22 protein-coding genes and 1 pseudogene are annotated in these 21,010 nt (G+C 66.8%); 6 read left to right on the forward strand and 17 right to left on the reverse strand.

Annotated elements, in window-relative coordinates:
* Positions 1-175: 175 nt before the first annotated feature.
* On the reverse strand, positions 176-850 hold the full coding sequence (purQ, locus tag BUC15_RS15755) for a phosphoribosylformylglycinamidine synthase subunit PurQ (RefSeq protein ID WP_073190076.1): 675 nt from the start codon (positions 848-850) through the stop codon (positions 176-178).
* On the reverse strand, positions 850-1,089 hold the full coding sequence (purS, locus tag BUC15_RS15760) for a phosphoribosylformylglycinamidine synthase subunit PurS (protein WP_073190078.1): 240 nt from the start codon (positions 1,087-1,089) through the stop codon (positions 850-852). Before purS ends, purQ begins: the two co-directional genes overlap by 1 nt.
* A gap of 135 nt (positions 1,090-1,224) precedes the next feature.
* Here purS and BUC15_RS15765 point away from each other — a divergent pair, with 135 nt between their 5' ends.
* Positions 1,225-2,391: a pyridoxal phosphate-dependent aminotransferase gene (locus BUC15_RS15765; protein WP_073190080.1), complete on the forward strand. Its 1,167-nt coding sequence runs from the start codon at positions 1,225-1,227 to the stop codon at positions 2,389-2,391.
* On the opposite strand, the gene BUC15_RS15770 is transcribed toward BUC15_RS15765, so the two are convergent.
* The 10 genes and pseudogenes from BUC15_RS15770 to BUC15_RS15815 all read right to left on the reverse strand — a co-directional run bounded on the left by BUC15_RS15770 (position 2,372) and on the right by BUC15_RS15815 (position 11,476).
* Positions 2,372-3,310, reverse strand: a complete 939-nt coding sequence (locus BUC15_RS15770; protein WP_139280314.1) for a hypothetical protein — start codon at positions 3,308-3,310, stop codon at positions 2,372-2,374. The genes BUC15_RS15765 and BUC15_RS15770 overlap by 20 nt on opposite strands.
* A gap of 71 nt (positions 3,311-3,381) precedes the next feature.
* The gene (locus BUC15_RS15775; RefSeq protein WP_084189664.1) at positions 3,382-4,002 is read right to left on the reverse strand and encodes a DNA-3-methyladenine glycosylase; all 621 of its coding nucleotides are present in this window, start codon (positions 4,000-4,002) and stop codon (positions 3,382-3,384) included.
* Entirely contained in the window at positions 3,999-4,847 is an 849-nt protein-coding gene (locus BUC15_RS15780; RefSeq protein WP_084189665.1) for an aminotransferase class IV, read from the reverse strand. The genes BUC15_RS15775 and BUC15_RS15780 overlap by 4 nt, the downstream gene beginning before the upstream one ends.
* 175 nt (positions 4,848-5,022) lie before the next feature.
* Positions 5,023-5,880: pseudogene (locus BUC15_RS15785) on the reverse strand (phosphoribosylaminoimidazolesuccinocarboxamide synthase); the annotation flags it as partial.
* A 38-nt stretch (positions 5,881-5,918) separates the two neighbouring features.
* Complete coding sequence (locus BUC15_RS15790) at positions 5,919-6,605, reverse strand: sirohydrochlorin chelatase (RefSeq protein WP_073190088.1); 687 nt, start codon at positions 6,603-6,605, stop codon at positions 5,919-5,921.
* Positions 6,606-6,737: 132 nt separating this feature from the next.
* The gene (locus BUC15_RS15795) at positions 6,738-8,030 is read right to left on the reverse strand and encodes a sulfate adenylyltransferase subunit 1 (protein WP_073190091.1); all 1,293 of its coding nucleotides are present in this window, start codon (positions 8,028-8,030) and stop codon (positions 6,738-6,740) included.
* Positions 8,030-8,929 (reverse strand): sulfate adenylyltransferase subunit CysD, encoded by a 900-nt coding sequence (gene cysD, locus BUC15_RS15800; protein WP_217652273.1) that lies wholly within the window; start codon positions 8,927-8,929, stop codon positions 8,030-8,032. Before cysD ends, BUC15_RS15795 begins: the two co-directional genes overlap by 1 nt.
* Entirely contained in the window at positions 8,926-9,642 is a 717-nt protein-coding gene (locus BUC15_RS15805) for a phosphoadenylyl-sulfate reductase (protein ID WP_073190095.1), read from the reverse strand. Before BUC15_RS15805 ends, cysD begins: the two co-directional genes overlap by 4 nt.
* Positions 9,639-9,812: a hypothetical protein gene (locus tag BUC15_RS15810; protein ID WP_175558373.1), complete on the reverse strand. Its 174-nt coding sequence runs from the start codon at positions 9,810-9,812 to the stop codon at positions 9,639-9,641. Before BUC15_RS15810 ends, BUC15_RS15805 begins: the two co-directional genes overlap by 4 nt.
* A complete protein-coding gene (locus BUC15_RS15815; RefSeq protein WP_073190128.1) occupies positions 9,809-11,476 on the reverse strand; it encodes a nitrite/sulfite reductase in 1,668 nt (555 codons plus the stop codon). The genes BUC15_RS15810 and BUC15_RS15815 overlap by 4 nt, the downstream gene beginning before the upstream one ends.
* Before the next feature lie 133 nt (positions 11,477-11,609).
* On the opposite strand from BUC15_RS15815, the gene BUC15_RS19650 reads away from it, so the two are divergent.
* On the forward strand, positions 11,610-12,089 hold the full coding sequence (locus BUC15_RS19650) for a DUF3800 domain-containing protein (RefSeq protein ID WP_175558374.1): 480 nt from the start codon (positions 11,610-11,612) through the stop codon (positions 12,087-12,089).
* A 142-nt stretch (positions 12,090-12,231) separates the two neighbouring features.
* On the opposite strand, the gene BUC15_RS15825 is transcribed toward BUC15_RS19650, so the two are convergent.
* The 3 genes from BUC15_RS15825 to BUC15_RS20055 all read right to left on the reverse strand — a co-directional run bounded on the left by BUC15_RS15825 (position 12,232) and on the right by BUC15_RS20055 (position 14,155).
* Positions 12,232-12,639, reverse strand: a complete 408-nt coding sequence (locus tag BUC15_RS15825; RefSeq protein WP_084189667.1) for a hypothetical protein — start codon at positions 12,637-12,639, stop codon at positions 12,232-12,234.
* Positions 12,636-13,259 (reverse strand): hypothetical protein, encoded by a 624-nt coding sequence (locus tag BUC15_RS15830; RefSeq protein ID WP_073190103.1) that lies wholly within the window; start codon positions 13,257-13,259, stop codon positions 12,636-12,638. The genes BUC15_RS15825 and BUC15_RS15830 overlap by 4 nt, the downstream gene beginning before the upstream one ends.
* 293 nt (positions 13,260-13,552) lie before the next feature.
* Positions 13,553-14,155, reverse strand: a complete 603-nt coding sequence (locus BUC15_RS20055) for a hypothetical protein (RefSeq protein ID WP_084189668.1) — start codon at positions 14,153-14,155, stop codon at positions 13,553-13,555.
* Between the two features lie 291 nt (positions 14,156-14,446).
* On the opposite strand from BUC15_RS20055, the gene BUC15_RS15845 reads away from it, so the two are divergent.
* The 4 genes from BUC15_RS15845 to BUC15_RS15860 all read left to right on the forward strand — a co-directional run bounded on the left by BUC15_RS15845 (position 14,447) and on the right by BUC15_RS15860 (position 17,753).
* Positions 14,447-15,196 (forward strand): amino acid ABC transporter ATP-binding protein, encoded by a 750-nt coding sequence (locus BUC15_RS15845; protein WP_073190109.1) that lies wholly within the window; start codon positions 14,447-14,449, stop codon positions 15,194-15,196.
* 126 nt (positions 15,197-15,322) lie between these two features.
* A complete protein-coding gene (locus BUC15_RS15850) occupies positions 15,323-16,192 on the forward strand; it encodes a glutamate ABC transporter substrate-binding protein (RefSeq protein WP_073190111.1) in 870 nt (289 codons plus the stop codon).
* 35 nt (positions 16,193-16,227) lie between these two features.
* Positions 16,228-16,875, forward strand: a complete 648-nt coding sequence (locus BUC15_RS15855; protein WP_073190114.1) for an amino acid ABC transporter permease — start codon at positions 16,228-16,230, stop codon at positions 16,873-16,875.
* Positions 16,872-17,753, forward strand: coding sequence for an amino acid ABC transporter permease (locus tag BUC15_RS15860; protein ID WP_073190117.1), 882 nt, complete (start codon positions 16,872-16,874; stop codon positions 17,751-17,753). Before BUC15_RS15855 ends, BUC15_RS15860 begins: the two co-directional genes overlap by 4 nt.
* Before the next feature lie 128 nt (positions 17,754-17,881).
* On the opposite strand, the gene pntB is transcribed toward BUC15_RS15860, so the two are convergent.
* Positions 17,882-19,288, reverse strand: coding sequence for a Re/Si-specific NAD(P)(+) transhydrogenase subunit beta (gene pntB, locus BUC15_RS15865; protein WP_073190119.1), 1,407 nt, complete (start codon positions 19,286-19,288; stop codon positions 17,882-17,884).
* A gap of 4 nt (positions 19,289-19,292) precedes the next feature.
* On the reverse strand, positions 19,293-20,831 hold the full coding sequence (locus BUC15_RS15870) for a Re/Si-specific NAD(P)(+) transhydrogenase subunit alpha (protein ID WP_073190121.1): 1,539 nt from the start codon (positions 20,829-20,831) through the stop codon (positions 19,293-19,295).
* Positions 20,832-21,010: the final 179 nt, after the last annotated feature.

Raw genomic sequence — 21,010 nt, forward strand, 5'->3', positions numbered from 1 at the left:
AGCAAAAAGTCGCAACACCAACACTCTGACATCGTCACCAACCAAAACGCTCGACACCAGCGATACACCCCAGGTAACGCGCCATACCCCAGGTAACGAGCCATACGCCAGGCAACCGGCGCAGATCCCTGGTAACCAGCGCAGACCCCTAGCGACCCACCGATCCGCTACCGAATCAAACGCGGGCACCCAAGAAGCTCAACGCCGACTCGAAGAACTTCAGCCCGTCCAGCGACGGCGACGTCAACTCCTCGACGTTGTGCTCCGGGTGTGGCATCAATCCGACCACATTCCCACGGTCGTTGGTGATACCGGCGATGTCGTTGGCCGACCCGTTCGGGTTGTCGAGGTAGCGGAACACGACCTGATCGTTGCCCTCGAGCTTCTTCAGCGTCTCGGGAGAGGCCTGATAGTTACCTTCCCCGTTCTTCAGGGTGATGGTGATCTCATCGCCCTTCGTGAACGCACAGGTCCACGTGGTATCGATGGTCTCGACCCGCAGCCGCTCGTCGCGGCAGATGAACTGCTGCCCGGCGTTGCGGATCATCGCGCCCTCCAGGAGGTGGGCCTCGCACAACACCTGGAAACCGTTGCAGATCCCCAGCACCGGCATGCCCTTCCTGGCCACCTCGATGACGGTGCCCATCACGGGGCTGAACCGCGCGATGGCACCGCAGCGCAGGTAGTCACCGTAGGAGAACCCACCCGGCAGGATGATCGCGTCGACGCCCACTACCGAATCGGACCCGTGCCACAGGGGCACCGGCTCCGCACCGGCGATCCGGACGGCGCGCAGGGCATCCTGATCGTCCAGGGATCCGGGGAATGTGACGACGCCGATGCGCGCCATCAGTCGGTCACCACTTCATAGGACTCGATGACGGTGTTCGCGAACAGGGTATCGGCCGCCTGCTCGATCTGGGCGAGCACCTCGGGCGTCACCTCGCCGTCCACCTCGACCTCGAAACGCTTTCCCTGGCGCACGGACAGGCCCTGAAATCCGAGCCGTTTGAGGGCACCGGTTACGGCCTTTCCCTGCGGATCGAGGATCTCGGGCTTTGGCATGACGTTGACGACGACGCGTGGCATGGGGTCACTCTATCCGTGCTGCCCCCTTATGGCACTCAAAGCGCTCGGGGCGGACTGGTCGATCAAGGGATCGGGGTGGGCCAGGGACGGGGAGGCTGAAGCCGCGCGCGCGAGGCCACCCGATAGTCTCGCCGCATGCCGTCGTCAAGATCCCAGGTGCCCGCCTTCGAGGTGATGACCATCCTCGACCGGGTGGCACAGTTGCGCGCCGCAGGTCGTGACGTCGTCTCCCTGTGCGCGGGCGAACCGGCGGGCGGTGCCCCGAGCGCAGTGAACCGGGCGGCCGCGGAACTGCACGCCGCCGGGACCCCGTTCGGCTACACGCCTGCGCTGGGCATCCGTCCGCTGCGCGAGGCGATCTCCCGGCACTACCTCGACTGGTACGCGGTGGACGTGGATCCGGACCGGATCGCCGTCACGACCGGGTCCTCCGGCGGCTTCCTGCTCGCCTTCCTGGCTGCGTTCGACCACGGCGACAGGGTCGCCCTCGCCCGGCCGGGCTACCCGGCCTACCGCAACATCCTCACATCCCTGGGCTGTGAAGTGGTCGACATCGACTGCGGCCCGGATGTCCGGTTCCAGCCGACCATCGCGCAGCTCGACCAAGCCCACCGCAAGGCCCCGCTGAAGGGCCTGATCTTGGCCTCCCCCGCCAACCCGACGGGCACGATGGTTACCTGCGACGAGTTGGCCGACCTCGTCGCCTGGTGCCGCGAACACTCGGTGCTGCTGGTCAGCGACGAGATCTACCACGGCGTCACCTACGACGGGTCACGTGGCCGCTCCGCGCTGGAGTCAGGCGACGAAGCGACGGTGGTGTCGTCGTTCAGCAAGTACTGGGGCATGACCGGATGGCGGATCGGCTGGCTCGTCCTGCCGAAGCCACTGGTCGACCCGGTCGACGCCCTGGCCGGCAATCTGGCGCTGTGTCCCCCGGCACCCGCGCAGTACGCGGCACTCGAGGCGTTCACCCCGGAGTCCTACGCTGAGTGCGACACCGCCGTGGAGGGGTTCGCGGCGGCACGGGCCCGCCTGCTGGCCGCGCGGGACCGACTCGGCTGGGGCGTGGCCGCGCCCGCCGACGGCGCCTTCTACTACTACGCCGACCTCGGCCCACAACTCGACAGGTTCCAAGACTCCTCCGCCTATGCCGCGGCCCTCCTGGAGGCTACCGGGGTGGCGATCACCCCCGGCCGCGACTTCGACGCTCGGCTGGGGGCGCGTACGGTCAGGCTCAGTTTCGCGGCGGGCGAGGCCGCGATCGTTGAGGCGATCGAGAGGATCACGGCGTTCCAGGGGTGACGCGCACCCGGCGCTGTCTCGCCATCTCCACCATCCAGAACACGCAGAACATGGCGATTACCCACCATTCGAGCAGGATGACCATCTTGCCGGGTGCGATGAGGGCTGCGGCACCCCAAGCGATGAACGGGCCAACCATCATCGCGATGAAGATCGCGCGATAGGCCGGCAACCAGACCGTCGAACCAGGGGGTAGGGATCTCGCGTCCCCGGCCGCGGCTGCCGGCCAGGCGTGGCACCAGACGCCCGCGGCCAGCGAGCACATCAGGAAGATGGCCGCGAGATCGTGGATGCGAAGCGTCCCGACGAACGGGATCGGGCTGAGTATTGGCACCGATCTGAGCCCCTCCATCGTGACTGCCTCGGCGGCCGGGGCCCACAACTGCCACATCGCAAGCGCCTGGAATGCCACGAGCACCGCGAATGTCACGGCCACGAAGATCCGCCTGCCCAGGCCCCCCGCGAGGAGCCCACGCAACCGCGCCCGGTGGCTCAGCTCACGGATCACCAGAAGAGTTCCCAGTACCACCAACAAGCTGAGGGTGATCCGGAGGGACCACACATACTCGGACGGCGTGAGCCCGTCCGGGGCGAGGACCAACTGGGTGCGCAGCGAGTTCAGGTTGCCGATCAGCCGGGTCGGGAGCAGGGCCACGAACACGGCGTACAACGCGGCCCCGTTGAAGTTGTAGTCCTCCATGGCCGTGGCCCCCTCGTAGGCGACCAGCAACACGGCCACGCCGATCAGCACGCCGACGAAAACATCCTGCAGCGGGCCACCGTAGTACGCGCTGATCGACCCCTCCGTCTGCCCTTGCACCACAGCGGTGCCGACCGTCGTCACAAACAACACAGCCGGCAGCAGAACCAGAAGCCAGCGCAGGTTCGCCCGGGTTGCCCGAACGGTGTCGGAGATCATGACGTCACCCCCTCTGACGAGTTTACCGAGCCGGACCGACACGCCGGTGACAGCGTTCTTGCACCACCCACCTAGCGCGAGACGGAGGGCTCCCCCGGGATCCAGAACCGCAGCGGGAAGTCTGCTGCCCTGCCGAGCCCCACCCGCGGCCCGATGCCGATCGACGGCTCAGCCGTCAGCCTCGGCGTCAAGGTGATTCCGGCGCTGCCGTCGAGCGGGGATCCGGTGTCATCGATTGTGATTCCCAGCGCTACGGTCAGCCGTGCGGGCCCGGCCGCAAGGTCGAAGTCGTGACGGGTGCGTCCCTTGGCCGAGCGCCGCGCCCGCGCCACCTCCACGCCCTCCACGATTTCGGCGGCCCTGATGAGGACCCCGGTCGGGGTGCCTTCGACGGCCACGACCACGTTGAAGCAAGCGTGCAGCCCCATGTGACGGTAGACGTAGGCGTGCAGCGGCGGGCCGAACATCGCCGCGTTGCGGGCTGACGGCCCCCTGAAAGCGTGTGAGCCCGGGTCATATCCCCCGCCGTAGGCCTCCACCTCGGTTATCCGGGCGGTGACGACGACACCGTCGCGTTCGACGCTCAACCTTCCGTTCAGCAGGCCCCGGGCACGTTCGGCGACCTGGTCGAGGAGTGTGCGCGCGTGCTCCGGCAGCGCGTCGAAGGTGATGTCGGCCGGGACCAGGCTCATGCTTCTGGGACGTCGAGCAGCTTTGCCAGGTCCCTGTCGAGCGGTGAGTCGGACAGTGGCCTGCCGTCCAGATGGGTGATCCTGGCCAGGATGCGGCCGCTGGAGAGCAGCCAGGCCCCTCTACACCTTGCGAAGTCTTCGACGGTCAGCGGGGCGAAGCGCATTGGGATCCCGGCTTTAACGGTGGCCTCTACCAGGTCGTCGATCGTGATCGACCTCAAGATGCCATCCTGCGCAGGAGTGACGAGTTCGCCGTCCAGATCGAGCACGACCGAAGAGGTCGGCCCCTCCAGCAGACCACCGGTCGGGGTGACGAACACGACATCATCGGCACCGTTGTTCACCGCGTAGCGCTTCGCCGCCATGTTGATGCCGTACGACAAGGACTTGGCGCCGGGCAGCAGCCACGGCAGGTCGGCGATACCGGTTCCGTCGAAACCGCGGTCGAGTAGCAGCACCCGGACGCCGACGCTCCGCTGCCTGCGGGAGGCAGCATCGAGCGGTGCCGCCATCACCCAGCCGTTGGGTTCGTTGATCCCCTCGGCGCCGCGGGTGTGGATGGTCCTGAGTACCGCCTCGGGCTCAGCCGCCCAGTCCCAGGCCTGAAGGATCGCCTCGATTGCCCGGATGAAACCCACCCGGTCAGGCTCCGGTAGTTGCAGCAACCGCGCCGACGCGCTCAGCCGGTCGAGATGGGCGTCCAAGTCCCGCGCCACGGCGTTGACGGCGAGCAGCGCGTCGAACACGCCGTCACCCCGGACGACGCCCTGGTCGTCGGCCCGGACGATGGGTTGTGCTGGGTCGATCAGGGTTCCATCCAGGAGTGCGACCATCTTGATTGCCATGCCGAGACTCTACTGCCGACGGGTCGCTCGGGGCCGAAACTGATGAGGCACCAGCCGCGGACCTCGAAGCCGACGGCGTTCGCGGACGGGTTGGCAGCGGCGTTGAACTGATCTGGCGGTGCCGACCCGATGGCGCGAGACCGACCAGGCAAGGCAACCGTCAGCCGAACTCGACCCCCGTCAGGCGCCGGTACGCCTCCAGGTAGCGTTCCCTGGTGGCCTCGACCACTTCTTCGGGCAGCGGGGGCGGCGGTGTGTCCGAAGCCTTATCCCAACCGGATTGGCCAGCCAACCAGTCGCGCACGTACTGCTTGTCGAAGCTGGGCAGCGACTCCCCCGGGCGCCAGGCCGCGGCGTCCCAGAACCGGGACGAATCGGGCGTCAGCACCTCGTCACCGAGCACCAGGGTGCCGTCGGGGCGGCGTCCGAACTCGAACTTGGTGTCGGCCAGGATAATGCCTCGTTCGGCCGCGATGCGCTCTGCCCCGGAGTAGAGACGAAGCGTGGCGTCGCGCAATTCTTCTGCGACGTCACGCCCGTGCAGGCGGGCGATCGTCTCGAAGTCGACGTTCTCGTCGTGCTCACCGAGCGGCGCCTTGATGGCCGGGGTGAAGATCGGCTCCGGCAGCTTGTCGCCGTCACGCAGCCCTGCGGGAAGCGGGACCCCGCAAACCGATGAGCTCTCCTGATACTCGGCCCAGCCTGAGCCGGTCAGGTAGCCGCGCGCCACGCACTCGACGTCGATCATGGCCAGCGCCTCGACCACCGTCGCCCTTCCCGAGACGGCCTCGGGTACCTCGGTCGAGAGGACGTGGTTGGCGACGTCGAGCTGCCCGAACCACCAGAGGCTTAGCTGGGTCAGGATCGCGCCCTTGTCCGGGATCGCCGTCGACAAGACATGGTCGAAGGCCGAGATGTTGTCCGTGGCAACCATGAGGATGACTGGTTCGCCCGCATAGGTAACGTCGTAAAGTTCACGGACCTTCCCTGCGTGTCGTAGCGGAAGGTTGAGGACATCACCGAACTGGCTCACCCGAGCATCCTAACGTCGCCGTTGGGGCGCCCGAACTCTCATCCCGTTGCGCGGGCGACCACAAGATCTGCCAGCGCAGAGGTCCGCGCGAGGGTGCCTGGCACCATCTGCACCCCCAGCCCCTCGCAACGTGCGGCCATCTGGTCGCGCAGCACTCCGGCGCCGATCAGGAAACTGACCGCGACCACCCGCTCAAAACCCCGGTTGAGGCGGCCGACGACGTTCTCGAGGCTGTGCTCCCCCTGAACCGCAGCAACATCCCAGGCGCCCCACTCCTGCTGCGTCGCCCGCTCTATGGTCCCTGCCACGCCCGTGACGCCCATGCCGCCCGAGGCGCCTGGGGCAAACAGCACGACCGCCGTCTCGGGGTCAGGCTGCACGCCCGCTGCGGCAAGCAGCTCGGCGCACGCGTCGAGCAGCCGCTCATCCGGGCCGAGCGTCGGGGCGAGGCGGACGTCGGAACCGCCCGCGCTCAACGCCGCGACGGCCGACGGCACGTCGGCCTGAGCTTGGCGACCCGGCGCCAATATCAGCGGTACCGCCACCGCCCGGCGGGTGAGGTCGGCAGCGAGCTCGACGGGCCCCGGAGGTAGGTGATCGAGGTAGCAGGCACCCACGGCGCGCCCGGCGCGCACCCGATCCCGGACGGCGTCGGTGAGCGCGTCGACGTCCTCGGCGTGACGTGGATCTAGCGAACCCCGGGCGATGAGGACGATGTCAGGCATGGTTACACACTAATACCTGAGAGGTTCCTGAGAGGCTCCTGAGCAAATACTTAGAACTTCTGTCTGAGTAGATGTAGACCATGGTCCTACCCGCCACCCGTTTCGTCGGCCTGCCGACGCGACACCAGTCACCTAGATGGCGGCCCCCGCGTAGCGCTCCGGGGCATCGGCCATGCCGGCCGCCAGCGTCGACCCGTCGCCTTCATCGATCAGCAGGAACGCGCCGGTGCGGCGCAGTTCCCGGTAGTCGTCGATGGGTAGGTCGTCTGCCAACCGGATCCGGACCCGTCCGATGTCGTTCAGGTCCAGTTGCCCGGTCGCCCGGCTGTACTCGACCGTTTCGATGTCGAGTTCGTCCAGGATCTCCTCCACCAGCGCGCGCACCGTGCGGGTTCCCGCGCGCAGCAGGACCCGGTCCCGGGGCCGGACCGGCCGTTCCGAAAGCACGCACACCATGCCGCTCACGCTGCGGGTGACGCCGCCCGGAAGGTCGGCTGCCGCGATCAGGTCGCCACGGGAGATGTCGATGTCGTCGGCGAGCCGCAACGTAACCGATTGGGGCGCGAACGCCCGCGTCAACTCGACGACGGTGCCGTCGGCCCGACCCTGGTCGATCCCGACGACCGTGGTGGTTCGCCCGGAAGGCTGCACCGTCACCTTGTCGCCCACCTCGACGGTGCCAGCCGCGAGTCGACCGGCATAGCCACGGTAGTCGCGGTGCGTCGCAGACTGGGGACGCAGTACCACCTGCACCGGGAACCGCAGCGGCTGGGTGCCTGGGTCGATCCCGACCGGCACCGATTCGAGATGCTCGAGCAGCGTCGGGCCCTCGTACCAAGGGGTGTTGGCCGAACGGTCGACGACGTTGTCGCCTAGCAACGCCGACAACGGGACGGCGACGAAATCGTCGATCCCGAAGCGGGCCGCGACCGCCCTGGCCTCGGCGACGATGGAGTCGAACCGGCTGCGGTTCCAGTCGACCAGGTCCATCTTGTTGACGGCGACGGCGACGTGGCGGACCCCGAGCAGGCCGGTGACGGCCATGTGCCTACGGGTCTGCTCGACGACCCCGTGCCTGGCGTCGACGAGGATCAGGGCGAGTTCGGCGGTCGAGGCACCGGTGACCATGTTGCGCGTGTACTGCACATGCCCGGGGGTGTCGGCCAGCACATAGGACCGGTTTGCCGTCGAGAAGTAGCGGTAAGCCACGTCGATGGTGATTCCCTGCTCCCGCTCGGCGCGGAGCCCGTCGGTGAGCAGCGCCAGGTCGGGCACCGCCTGTCCCCGTTCCTGCGACACGCGGGCGACCGCGTCGAGCTGGTCGGCGAGCACCGACTTGGTGTCGTAGAGCAGCCGCCCGACCAGGGTCGACTTGCCGTCATCGACGGAGCCCGCGGTGGCGAGCCTGAGCAGATCGTGCGTCATCAGAAATATCCCTGCTTCTTGCGGTCTTCCATAGCGGCCTCGGAGAGGCGGTCGTCGGCGCGGGTGGCCCCGCGTTCGGTGATGCGTGATGCCGCGACCTCCAGGATCACCCCGGAGACGTCTGCGGCGTCCGAGTCGACGGCGCCGGTGCAGGACATGTCGCCGACCGTGCGGTACCGAACCAGGCGGGACTCGACCTGCTCCGTCGGCTTGGGGCCGCCCCAGTCGCCGGCCGTCAGCCACATGCCGTCGCGCTGGAACACTTCGCGCTCGTGGGCGTAGTAGAGACTGGGCAGCGCGATGTTCTCGCGTTCGATGTAGCGCCAGACGTCCAGCTCGGTCCAGTTGGAAAGTGGGAACACCCGGACGTGCTCGCCGACGGCGTGCCGGCCGTTGTACAGGTCCCAGAGCTCGGGACGCTGCCGACGCGGGTCCCAGGCCCCGAACGAGTCCCGGAGCGAGAAGACGCGTTCCTTGGCGCGGGCCTTCTCCTCGTCGCGTCGCCCCCCGCCGAAGACCGCGTCGAAGCGGCCCTGCTCGATGGCGTCGAGCAGCGGGATCGTCTGGAGCGGGTTGCGGGTGCCGTCGGCCCGTTCGCGGAGCCGACCGTCGTCGATGTAGTCCTGCACGTGCGCGACATGCAGTCGCGCGCCGACCCGGGCGACGGTCTCGTCGCGATAGCTCAGCACCTCAGGGAAGTTGTGCCCGGTGTCGACGTGCAGCAGCGCGAACGGCAGCGCCGCCGGTGCGAACGCCTTGAGCGCGAGGTGCAGCATGACGACCGAGTCCTTGCCTCCACTGAAGAGGATGACGGGGCGCTCGAACTCGCCTTCCACCTCGCGGAAGATGTGGATCGCTTCTGATTCGAGATGGTCGAGATGGTCTAGGAACTGGTTCATGTGTGGAGTCCGCATTCGGTCTTGTTCTTGCCGGCCCAACGCCCGGCCCGGGGGTCTTCTCCTGGCGCGACGCGCCTGGTGCAGGGCTGGCAACCGATCGACGGGTAGCCCTGCTCGCGCAGTGGGTTGAGGAATACGTCCTCCTCGAACGCGAAACGATCGACGTCGTCGTCGTCCCAGGCCGCGATCGGGTTGATCTTGACCATGCCCCGCTTGTCGTCCCAGCCCACCAGCGTGATGTCGGTGCGGGTCGGCGCGTCGACGCGACGCATCCCGGTGACCCACGCCGTCCGACCGGCCAGGGCGCGGTTGAGGGGCTCGACCTTGCGGATCGCGCAGCACCGGTCGGGGTCGCGGTCGAACAGTCGTTCTCCGTGCTCCGCGTTCTGTTCCGCGACGGTCAGCAGCGGCAGGATCGTGCGGAGGCGGACCCGGCCCGCGTAGTGGTCGCGGGTGGCGATGGTCTCCGGGAAGTGGAAGCCGGTGTCGAGGAAGAACACGTCGAGCTCGGGCACGGTCTGGGCGATGAGCTCGACCAGGACCTCGTCTCCCATCGACGACGCCACCGTCGCCTCGTCGCCGAAGGTGTCGCGGGCCCAACGCAGCACCTCACGGCTGAGCTCGACCCGGCCGAGGTGGCCGGCATAGCGCTGATCGGACTCGAGCCGCGTGAAGTGCTCGGCGGCCTGTTCAGCCACCTCTCGTCCAGTCATCGTTCGGCCTCCTCTCGGATGCGTCCAGGGATCTGCGACTCCTCGACGCGGTGCTGGGTGACGGTGAACACGCGGGCACAGGCGACGCACCGCCAGGCGCCCCTGGGTTCCTCGACCGGGCGGAGGTCCTCCTCCGCGCAGAACGGGCAGTGGTAGATCACGGCGCTCACCTGAGGTCGTCCTCCTCGGCGCGGTTGGCCCATTCCGCGAATGGCTCTTCGCCGTCGCGCTGCGCGAGGAAGGTGCGGGCGAGCCGTTCGATGTAGTCGGGCAGGTCGTCGGCGGCCACCTTCAGCGCACGGGTCTTCCTGGCCAACTGCGGGGTGGAGCCCAACTGACCACCGAGGTGTACCTGGAAGACCTCGGTCAGGTTTCCGTCGGCGTCGCTCTGCACCATGCCCTTGAGTCCGACGTCGGCGACCTGGGTGCGGGCGCAGGCGTTGGGGCAGCCGTTGACGTGGATGGTGAACGGCACGTCGAAGTCGGGCAGGCGGGCCTCAAGTTCCTCGATGATGGTGTGGGCCCGGGCCTTGGTCTCGACCAGTGCGAGCTTGCAGAACTCGATGCCGGTGCAGGCCAGGACGCCGCGTCGGAACTCGGACGGCCTCGCGGGCAGGCCGACGGCGTCGAGCTCGGCGACGAGCGCCTCGACCTCTCCCTCGGGCACGTCGAGCACCAACAGCTTCTGGTGGGCGGTCAGCCGGACGCGACCCGAGGCATGCCTTGAGGCGATGTCCGCGATCTCGGTGAGGCGCGTGCCGGAGACCCGTCCTGCGATCGGCGCGACCCCGACCCAGAAGTTGCCGTCGGCCTGGGGATGGACGCCGACGTGGTCGCGGCGCAACCGGTTGGCGTCGGGGGCAGGGCCGTCGATCAGTGGGCGGTGAAGGTATTCGGTCTCGAGGACCTCGCGGAACTTCTCCGGGCCCCAGTCGGCCATCAGGAACTTCAGGCGCGCCCGGTTGCGGAGCCGGCGATAGCCGTAGTCACGGAAGATCGAGACGACGCCGCGCCACACCTCCGAAACCTCGTCCAGCGGCACCCACGCGCCCAGTCGCTTGGCGAACATCGGGTTGGTGGACAGGGCGCCGGCGACCCAGAGGTCGAAGCCGGGGCCGTGTTCGGGGTGTTCGACGCCGACGAAGGAGACGTCGTTGATCTCGTGCGCGACGTCGAGGTTCGGGCTGCCGGAGATGGCGGTCTTGAACTTGCGGGGCAGGTTGGAGAACTCGGGGCTGCCGATGTATTTCTCCAGGATCTCGCGAACCGCCGGGGTGCCGTCGATGACCTCGTTCTCGGCGATGCCAGCTACCGGCGACCCGAGGATCACGCGCGGCACGTCGCCGCAGGCTTCGGCCGTGGTGAGGCCGACCCCTTCGAGGCGGCGCCAGATCTCCGGCACGTCCTCGACTCGGATCCAGTGCAGCTGGATGTTCTGGCGGTCGCTGATGTCTGCGGTGTCACGGGCGAACTCGGTGGAAATGCCCGCGACGACGCGGAGCTGCTCGTTGCTGAGCGCCCCGCCGTCCGAGCGGACCCGCATCATGAAGAACTCGTCATCGAGTTCCTCCGGCGCCAAGGTGGCGGTCTTGCCGCCGTCGATGCCGGGACGCCGCTGCGTGTAGAGACCCCACCAGCGCATCCGGCCGCGCAGGTCGTCTCCGGGGATCGACGCGAACCCCTCCTTGGCGTAGACCTCTTCGATGCGCGTCCGGACGTTCAGGCCGTCGTCGTCGGCCTTGAAAGCCTCGTTCGCGTTGAGCGGCGTCCTGTCGCCGTCGGCCCAGGCGCCGGTGACCTGGTTGCGCGCTGGGCGTGCGGTCGCTTGTGACATGACGTTTCCCTTTGATCGGTTACCTGCGAGCAACCCGATGTGCGGCGGCATCATTCCCGTGATCGCCGTGAGCGAACTCGTCCGGCGTTCAACCATTCGGCTGTGTGGCGGGCGGGGCCGAATCTCAACCCAATTGTCTTCACGTCACATCCATGCTGGGCAGGCGCATTGGAAGGACTTCGGCAGGGAGGTGGCGGCCGAGTGCCGCGAAACGCTCCGCTGCACAGAAGGGCTGCGTGTCGGTGCGGTGCGGAGAAGGGGTGCGCCGCAGTCACTCCACCGCACTAGAAAGGACGTCTACTCCACACTCATCGCCCGGACGGAATCGGAGCTCCAAGTGTCGGATTCTCTCGCAATGGTATTCATGGACGGCGACGGCAGCGACACCACCTACCGAGCCACGCACCGAAACCTGAAACTCTCTGCCCGCAGAGTCGTCGAGGATGCGGTACTGATCGACTCGAAACACTCGCAGTTGATCCAGATGGCGGACCTGGTCGCTTGGAGCGCCAACGCCTGCGTCGACCCCCACCTCGGTAACAAGTTCGCGTGGGACTGGTACGCCAAACATCTCTTGGAACGCGACCCGCGACGCAAACCGATGCCCATTTAGGCGCGGAAACAGCAAGACCCCCTGATCCACGGGAGTGGGGGGGTCTGCACAGCCGTTGTAGGTGTTAAACGGCCCGAACTCCAGAGCTCGGGTGGCCCCCAGGACCGCCAATGTCGCAGCGCAAGGTGACACCGCCCGCGGGTTACGCCTCGGCGCCGTCCAGAGTCCTGACCGCGTCTGCCGAGGAGGTCGCCGTGAAACCGATGGACTCCACCCCGATGAGGCCGAGAAACAGCGTCTCGTACGAACCGGTTACGGTGACCAGTACCGTCGAATCACCCTGCACGTCCACCCTCGCCGCATAGCCCGCAGCGGCGGCGAACCGCTCACCAGCACGCCTGGCCGCAGCAGCATCCAGACGCGGCCCGGAATCGTAGACCACCACCGCATGCGTCCCCGCACGCGCCGCCTCCGCGGCGATGGCCCGCGCCTCCTGCTCAGCCTCCGCATGCCCCGAAAAATCGACGCCGAGCCCCACCGCGACGATGAACGCCGGCATCGCCACCGCCGTCCACACCGACAGGCTGAGCCCCCGCTCGTCGCGCCTCACCTGTTCACCGACTGAAGCTCACCGACGATCACCTCTGCGTCACGACTGAGCGTGAACGGCATACTCCCCGACTGCCCCGCACCCGACCAGTCCACATCCCAATGCGAAGTCCCAGTCACCGTGTAGCGGCCATCCTCGGCATACACATACCCACAATTCGGCGACGCCACGTTGCGACCCCCCGTGACCGACGCACTCCAACGGGTGCCCTTCCCGCAAGACACCGAATCGCCGTTGCCCATGTCCCACACCAACTCCGAAACCGTCGCAGTCAACGTCACCGTCACCCCGCCCTCCGAAACCGAATCCGTCACCGGACCCCACTGCAACTCCGAAGCCGGAGCGGCCCACAACCACATGTGCCACCCGACGAAACTCATCCGCTGCATCGTGTCGCCGCGCGGAAAGATCCCCAACTCCGGCGACTGAAAATCGATACTGGCCAGCAGGCGACGCGCCAGCACCTCAGGATCGGGCGCCTCGGGAGCCGCTGGCAGCCACCACAGCGAAGTCAACGCCGGGTCCGGCAACCCATCGAACCTGGCCCGGGTACACGAGTAGACGGCCCCGTCCGAACGCCCCTCCCAAATCGGGTCAGTCAGTGCGGGCTGATCAGGCAACAGACGACACCAGGCACCTGCATAGGAGCTCCAACTCCCGAGAGCCGTCTCACACAGCAGCGGCTTTCCAGCGTAGGCACAAACCCGAGGCGGTCCAGAGCCACCGTCGGCAGAACCCGTGGCAGTAACCTGCCCATCCAGTGTCGAGATTGTGATCCATTTGAGACAGCGCCCGTTGATGGGATTGACAAGCGTACACAACGGGTCTCCCGGATCCGCACGTGCGTCGATGACGGCTGACGTCCACCCCAGGGCGAGGAACAGTGCGAAGACAAGGGACTTCACACGGGACCTCAGCATTGCGCCGTCTCATTACTGATATTCGAGACCCGCCAAACGCCGTCCAGCCCCTTCTCCATTGTCACTTCCTCCAGGAGCGCTCCCGATCGAGGGATGCGCTCACCCGAGGCAGCCTCGAACACCTTCAGGCCAGACAACCTCATGCAGTAGCTGATCACCGCACTGCTCGTCGAATCATCATCCAATGCAATGGTGACGTCGCGGAACTCGAAACCGCCTTCGCTACGCAGTCCTTCGTCGCGAAGCATGCCCAGAGAATCCATGATCAGCCTGGAGGCCTCGCCCGTGGTGACGTACTGCGTCTCAGTGAAGTCGGTGAACCCCGCAGGATCGGCCGCGAACATCTCATACACCCTCCAGTACTCCTGCCAACCGGCGATGATCGCGGCCTTGACCGGATCCTCAGTCGGCAGGTCGGCCGGATACGACGGGAACGCCGTCGGGCTCGGAGTCGGCGTTGGCGTGGGAGTCGGTGTGGGGGTGGGCGTCGGCGAGGGCGACACGCTGGACGGCGTCGGCGACGGGCCCGGCGACTCCACATCGCCGCAGCCCACGAGAAGCACCACGCCCAGCACCACAGCAAGACGACGAAGCATCTGACACCTCCCAGGTAGATGCACGCCATTGAACCAAGAGAAGGGGCCACAAACCTGCCCCGGAGACCAATCTGTGGATAACTCGGCGACCCGCCCCCGCCTCCCCGGTCGGACGGGAACCCCCACCAACGCACTCCCCGCAGCGTCATGCCGCGCGCAAGTGCCGTGTCCGGTTCGCCCTGCGACAAGGACTTTAACCAAACCGTCCGGACAATTCGAAGTGCGTTACGTTCGCACAACAATCCGCCTCATACCCGAAACCTGCACCCGCGACGCTGTTAGTGTGCGGACATGCCACCCACGTCCACCGAACGCCCCCTGGTCGAAATCCGAGGTGTCAACAAGTACTTCGGCGAGCACCACGTCCTGAAGGACATCGACCTGGACGTTGCCCGCGGCGAGGTCGTGATCGTGATCGGGCCTTCCGGTTCGGGGAAGTCGACGCTGTGCCGCTCGATCAACCGGCTCGAGACCATCAACTCAGGTGAGATCCACATCGACGGCAAACTCCTCCCCGAGGAGGGCCGGGCCCTGGCACACCTGCGCAGCGAGGTCGGCATGGTCTTCCAGTCGTTCAACCTGTTCGCACACAAGACCGTCCTCCAGAACGTGACCCTCGCGCCGATCCGGGTGCTGAAGCAGTCGAAGGCCGAAGCGAACAAGCGTGCCATGGAACTACTGACCCGCGTCGGGGTGGAGGACCACGCCAACAAGCTGCCCGCGCAACTCTCAGGTGGGCAGCAGCAGAGGGTCGCGATCGCCAGGTCGCTTGCGATGGACCCGAAGGTGATCCTCCTGGACGAGCCGACCAGCGCCCTCGACCCCGAGATGATCAACGAGGTGCTTGACGTGATGGTCGGGCTGGCCCGCAGCGGCATGACGATGCTGGTGGTCACCCACGAGATGGGGTTCGCGAAGAAGGCCGCCGACCGGGTCGTCTTCATGAGCGACGGCGCCATCGTCGAACAGTCGACCCCCGATGAGTTCTTCTCAAATCCGAAGACCGAGCGTGCCAAGGAGTTCCTTTCCAAGATCCTCTAGCTGGAGGGCGCCCGCCCCGCAGGCAAGGAGGCCCCGTCCGTCCCCAAGGCCACCGCCCAAGTCCCGGCGACAAAGCTCGCCAGTGAATCAATGACCGCCAGTGAATCCAAAGAACAAGGAGTAACCATGTTGCTGAAGAAGATCACAGCCGGCGCAGCCGCCGTCCTCACCGCAGTCGCCCTGACGGCGTGTGGAGGTGACACCGGCACCGGGGAGTCGCCCGCCCCCTCCGTCGCCGAAACCGCCTTCGAGGCGGGCACCACAATGGCGAAGCTGAACGAAGCCCAGAAGATCACGATCGGCACCAAGTTCGACCAGCCACTGTTCGGGCTGATGGGCCCCGACGGCACACCTGTCGGATTCGACGTCGAGATCGGCAAGCTGGTCGCGGCCGGCCTCGGCATTCCCGCCGACAAGATCGAATGGGTCGAGACGGTTTCCCAGAACCGTGAGCCATTCATCCAGAACGGTCAGGTCGACATCGTCGTGGCGACCTACACCATCAACGACACTCGCAAGGAAGTCATCGACTTCGCCGGGCCCTACTACATCGCAGGCCAGTCCTTCCTGGTGGCGAAGGGCAACCCCGCAGGCATCACTTCCCCGCAGGACCTCGGCGACAACGTCATCTGCACGGTCACCGGTTCGACCTCCGAGAAGAACATCAAGGAGTTCACCGACAACGTGATCACCGTCGACAAGTACTCCGACTGCCTCGAACCGATCCGCAACGGCACGGCTCAGGCGCTCACCACCGACAACGTCATCCTCGCCGGGTTGGTCGATCAGAACGGTGACGAGTTCGAGGTCACCCCCGACACGTTCACCGAGGAGCCCTACGGTATCGGCCTGAAGCTGGGCGACGACGAGTTCCGCGGGTTCATCAACGACACTCTCCAGGCCTCGTTCGACGACGGTTCCTGGGCCGCCGCATGGGAAGCAACCGCAGGCACGGTGCTCCCCACGCCTGAGCCCCCGACCATCGACCGCTACTGACGACCCAAGCCTGACCGACCGAGAAGGAGGCGCCGATGGAGGCCGTGTTCGCCAACCTGGACCAGTACTGGGCCGGGTTCCGGGTCACCCTCGAACTGCTCCTCGTCGGGGGGCTCGGCGCCCTCCTTCTCGGCGGCTTCGTAGCGCTGCTGCGGATCTCCCCACTCGCGAGCCTGCGGGGGGTCGCGACGGGCTACACCGAGCTGCTCCGCAACACCCCCCTCACGCTGGTGTTCTTCTTCATCATCATCGTGCTGCCGACCCTCGACGTGCGCTTCGACGCGAAGGTCGGCGCGTTCCTGGCGCTGGCCCTCTACACGTCGGCATTCATCGCCGAGGCCATCCGTTCCGGCATCAACGGGGTTCCCATCGGCCAGGCGGAGGCCGCACGTTCGGTCGGGCTGACCTTCGGCCAGACCGTCGGCCTGGTGATCCTGCCCCAGGCGATCCGGATGGTGATCCCGCCGCTGATCAACGTGCTCATCGCGCTGACGAAGAACACCTCGGTCGCCGCGGGCTTCTACATCGTCGAGTTGATCGCCATCTCGAAACAGTTGGCCAACGCCAACGGCAACGCGGTCATCCCGATCCTGATCGGGGTCGCTGTCTGCTATCTCATCATCACCGTCCCCCTCGGCCAGATCGCCGGGCTGATTGAGCGGAAGGCGGCGGTGCAACGATGAGCGCCTCCAGCGTCCTCTATGACGCCCCCGGCCCGAAGGCCCGCAGGCTTTCCCGCATCGCCTCAACGGTGATCCTGGTCGGCCTGGTCGGGCTGGTCGTCTGGTTCGTCTGGCGGGTCGGCCAGCCGCGCACGACCGTCAACGGCGCCGTCTTGTCCGGTGTGTGGGACCCGAGCCGGTGGGACATCTTCCAGGACAAGACGGTCTGGGAAGACCTCCTGTGGCGTGGCCTGGTGATGGGCACCCTGAGGGCGGCAGGGCTCGCCGCGGTGCTTGCCCTGATCGTCGGGGTGCTGCTGTGTTTCGCGCGCAGCGCCAGATCGGCGCTCATCCGGGTGCCGACGACGATCGTGCTGGAGTTCTTCCGCGGGCTACCGGTGCTGCTGATGATGTTGTTCATCATGCTGGCGGTCGGCACCAACGGCTACTGGGCTGTGGTGGTGGCCCTCACGATCTACAACGGGGCCATCATCGGTGAGGCTCTCCGTGCGGGAATCGCCGCGCTCCCCAAGGGGCAACGCGAGGCCGGGCTCTCCCTCGGCCTGACCGGGACGGCGACCAAGTTGCTCATCGAGTTCCCGCAGGCGTTCAGGCAGATGCTGCCGATCATCGTCGCGCAACTCGTGGTCCTACTCAAGGACACTTCGCTTGCCTACGTCGTCGCCTATCCAGAGATCCTCCGCAAGGCCGACTCCCTGAAGCAGTTCTACGGCAACCGCTACGCCTTCTCCCTCTTCTTCGTGGTGCTGGCCGTCTACCTGATCGTGAACTTTGCGCTCTCCGCCCTGGCGCGTTGGCTGTCCAAACGCACAGGCCCGAAATCCGAAGCCGCGCTGATCACCCAGAACACCAGGACGATGGGGCAGGCAGACGACTGATCCCTGGTCGATCCTCGGTCCCCTCAACACCGGAAAATCGACCATTGGCCGATTCTGCTGCGTCTGGACGCGAGAATCGACCACCGCCCGGCAGAGCGTCGTCCTCCTGAACAACTTGGGTCGTAGGCTCAGCCGCTGACCCCGACGGGCAGCGCGGCGACGATAGCCTGCGCCGTCGCCTTCGCGTCGCCGAAACACATCACCGAGTTCTCGTTGAAGAACAGCGGGTTCTGCACCCCGGCATAGCCGGCGTTCATCGACCGCTTGAACACGACGACGGTGCCGGCCTCCCAGACCCGTAGCACCGGCATCCCCGAGATCGGCGACCCGGGTTCCATCGCGGCCGGGTTGACGGTGTCGTTGGCGCCGATGACCAGCACCACGTCGGTGTCGGCTAGGTCGTCGTTGATCTCATCCATCTCGAAGACGATGTCGTAGGGCACCTTAGCCTCGGCCAGCAGCACGTTCATATGCCCCGGCAGGCGCCCGGCAACCGGGTGGATCCCGAAGCCGACCTTCTTTCCCTGCGCCCGCAGCCGGTCGGTGAGTTCGGCGACGGCGTACTGCGCCTGAGCCACGGCCATGCCGTAGCCAGGGACGATCATCACGGACCGGGCATCGCCGAGCAACCCGGCGACCTCAATGGCGGATGCCTCCCGATGCTCGCCGTAGTCGCGCTCCCCCGTCGCGGCGACATCGTCGCCGAACCCGCCGAGGATCACAGAGACGAACGAACGGTTCATCGCCTTGCACATGATGAATGAGAGGATCGCGCCGGAGGCACCGACCAGGGCTCCCGTGATGATCAGCACGGACATGTCGAGCATGAAGCCGCTGGCTGCGGCCGCCCAGCCGGAGTAGGAGTTCAGCATCGACACCACGACGGGCATGTCGGCGCCGCCGATCGCGGCGACCAGATGAATGCCCAGCAGGAGCGACAAGACGGTGGCGATCAGCAGCGGGATGATCGACCCAGTCGCCAGGTACCACCAGCCGAGCAGCCCGATCACGACCACGACTCCGAGGTTCAGCCAGTTGCGGCCCGGCAGCGTCAACGGCTTGGACGCGAACTTGCCGTTCAGCTTGCCCCATGCCACCAGCGAACCGGTGAAGGTCACGGCCCCGATGAACACCCCCAGGAACACCTCGATCGAGTGCAGCGCGTCGGCGTGGCCCTGCGCTTCGAGATGGACGTTGTAGCCGACCAGCACGGCTGCCGCACCGACGAAGCTGTGCAGCAGCGCGATCAGTTCGGGCATGCCGGTCATCTCGACCTTCTTCGCCCGCCAGATCCCGATCGCCCCGCCGACGACGAGCGCCGCGTACAGCATGATCGCGGCGTCGATCTGGAGATTGTGGTTGGCGTAGTCGCGGTATGCGATCGCGAAGTTGGTCGCGACTACGGCGAACACCATGCCCATGATCCCGTAGACGTTGCCCTTGCGGGCCGTCTCGTGCCGCGAGAGCCCGGCCAGCGCGAGGATGAACATCAGCCCTGCGGCGATGTAGGTGGCGTTGATGAAGTTGGTCAGCATGGTCTCAGCCCTTCCTGAACATGCCGAGCATGCGGTGCGTGACGGCGAAGCCGCCGAAGACGTTGATGGATGCCAGCAGCACCGCGATCATGGCGATGATCTTCACGGCGAGGCTGCCGCTGGCAAGTTGTGTCATGGCGCCCACGATGATGATGCCGCTGATCGCGTTGGTGACGCTCATCAGCGGGGTATGCAGCGCGTGCGTCACGTTCCAGACCACGTAGTAGCCGACGACGCAGGCGAGGGTGAAGATGCCGAACAGGCTGACGAACGAGGACGGCGCGAACGTCAGCATCGCGATCAGCCCCACGGCCACCACCCCGACCAGGACCACCTGGTGCCACCAGGGCCGTTCCTTCTTCGGGGCCTCGACGACGGGCGCGACCTCGGCGACGGGCTTGGCCACGGGCGCCGCGGAGACCTCGATCGGCGGGGGCGGGAAGGTGATCTCACCTTGACGGACGGTGGTCATGGTGCGCACGACCTCATCGTCGAAGTCGACGACCAGTTGGCCGTCCTTCTCCGGGGTCATGAGGGCGAGCGCGTTGACGAGGTTGGTGCCGTAGAGCTGGGAAGACTGCCCTGGCAGTCGGCTGGCCAGGTCCGTCCAGCCGATGATCGTGACGCCGCCGTCGGTCGTGTAGCTCTCGCCCGGCCTTGTCAGTTCGCAGTTGCCTCCGCCCTGAGCGGCGAGGTCGACGATCACGGAGCCCGGGCGCATCGTGGCGACCATCTCCGCGGTGATCAGTTTCGGCGATGGGCGGCCGGGGATGGCGGCCGTGGTGACGATGATGTCGACGTCGGCGGCCTGGTCGGCGTAGAGCTGGGCGGCCTTGGCGGCGTAGTCGGCACCGACCTCCTTGGCATAGCCGTCGGAGCTGACCCCCTGCCCCGCGGTGTCGACGTGCAGGAAGGTCGCACCCATCGACTCGACCTGTTCAGCGGTCTCGGGACGAACGTCGGTCGCCCGGACGATCGCGCCGAGCGAGTTCGCGGCGCCGATGGCGGCAAGCCCGGCGACACCGGTACCAGCGACCAGCACCTTGGCGGGGGGCACCTTGCCTGCGGCCGTGACCTGCCCGGTGAAGAACCTGCCGAAGGCGTGTGCGGCCTCGACGACTGCCCGGTAGCCGGAGATGTTTGCCATGGAGCTGAGCGCGTCGAGCGACTGCGCACGGCTGGTGCGCGGCACCATGTCCATACTCATCGCCGTGACGCCGCGCGTGGCGAGGCGGCTGGTGAGGTCGGCGTCCTGGCGCGGGAATAGGAAGCCGATCAGCGTCGCGCCGGGCCGAAGCAGCCCGATCTGTTCAACTGAGGGGGCGTTGACGGTGAGGACGATGTCGCTTCCCCACGCGTCTTCGGCGCGACCGATGACGGCGCCAGCCTCCTCGAAGGCATGGTCAGGAAAGGCGGCGCGAGCGCCCGCCGCGGACTCGATCACAACCTGGTACCCGAGGCCTAGTAGCTGTCCGACGGTCTTGGGGGTCGCCGCAATCCGGTTCTCACCGGGCGTGACCTCGTTGGGAATCCCTATGCGCATGCCCTGAACCGTATCGGCCTTTCATGGGAGGGTCACTTCCGGGGTCTGAATCGGCGACGGTTGAGCCTGGCCGAGCCCCGGTTGAGCGCCGGTTGAGCCGGACCCAGCGACGGTTGAGCCGGGCCGTGAGGAACGAACGGCCCGTGACGAAACCAACGCAACCTTGTCTATGGACTCTC

This window comes from Tessaracoccus bendigoensis DSM 12906, from assembly GCF_900141915.1.
GTDB classification, from domain to species: domain Bacteria; phylum Actinomycetota; class Actinomycetes; order Propionibacteriales; family Propionibacteriaceae; genus Arachnia; species Arachnia bendigoensis.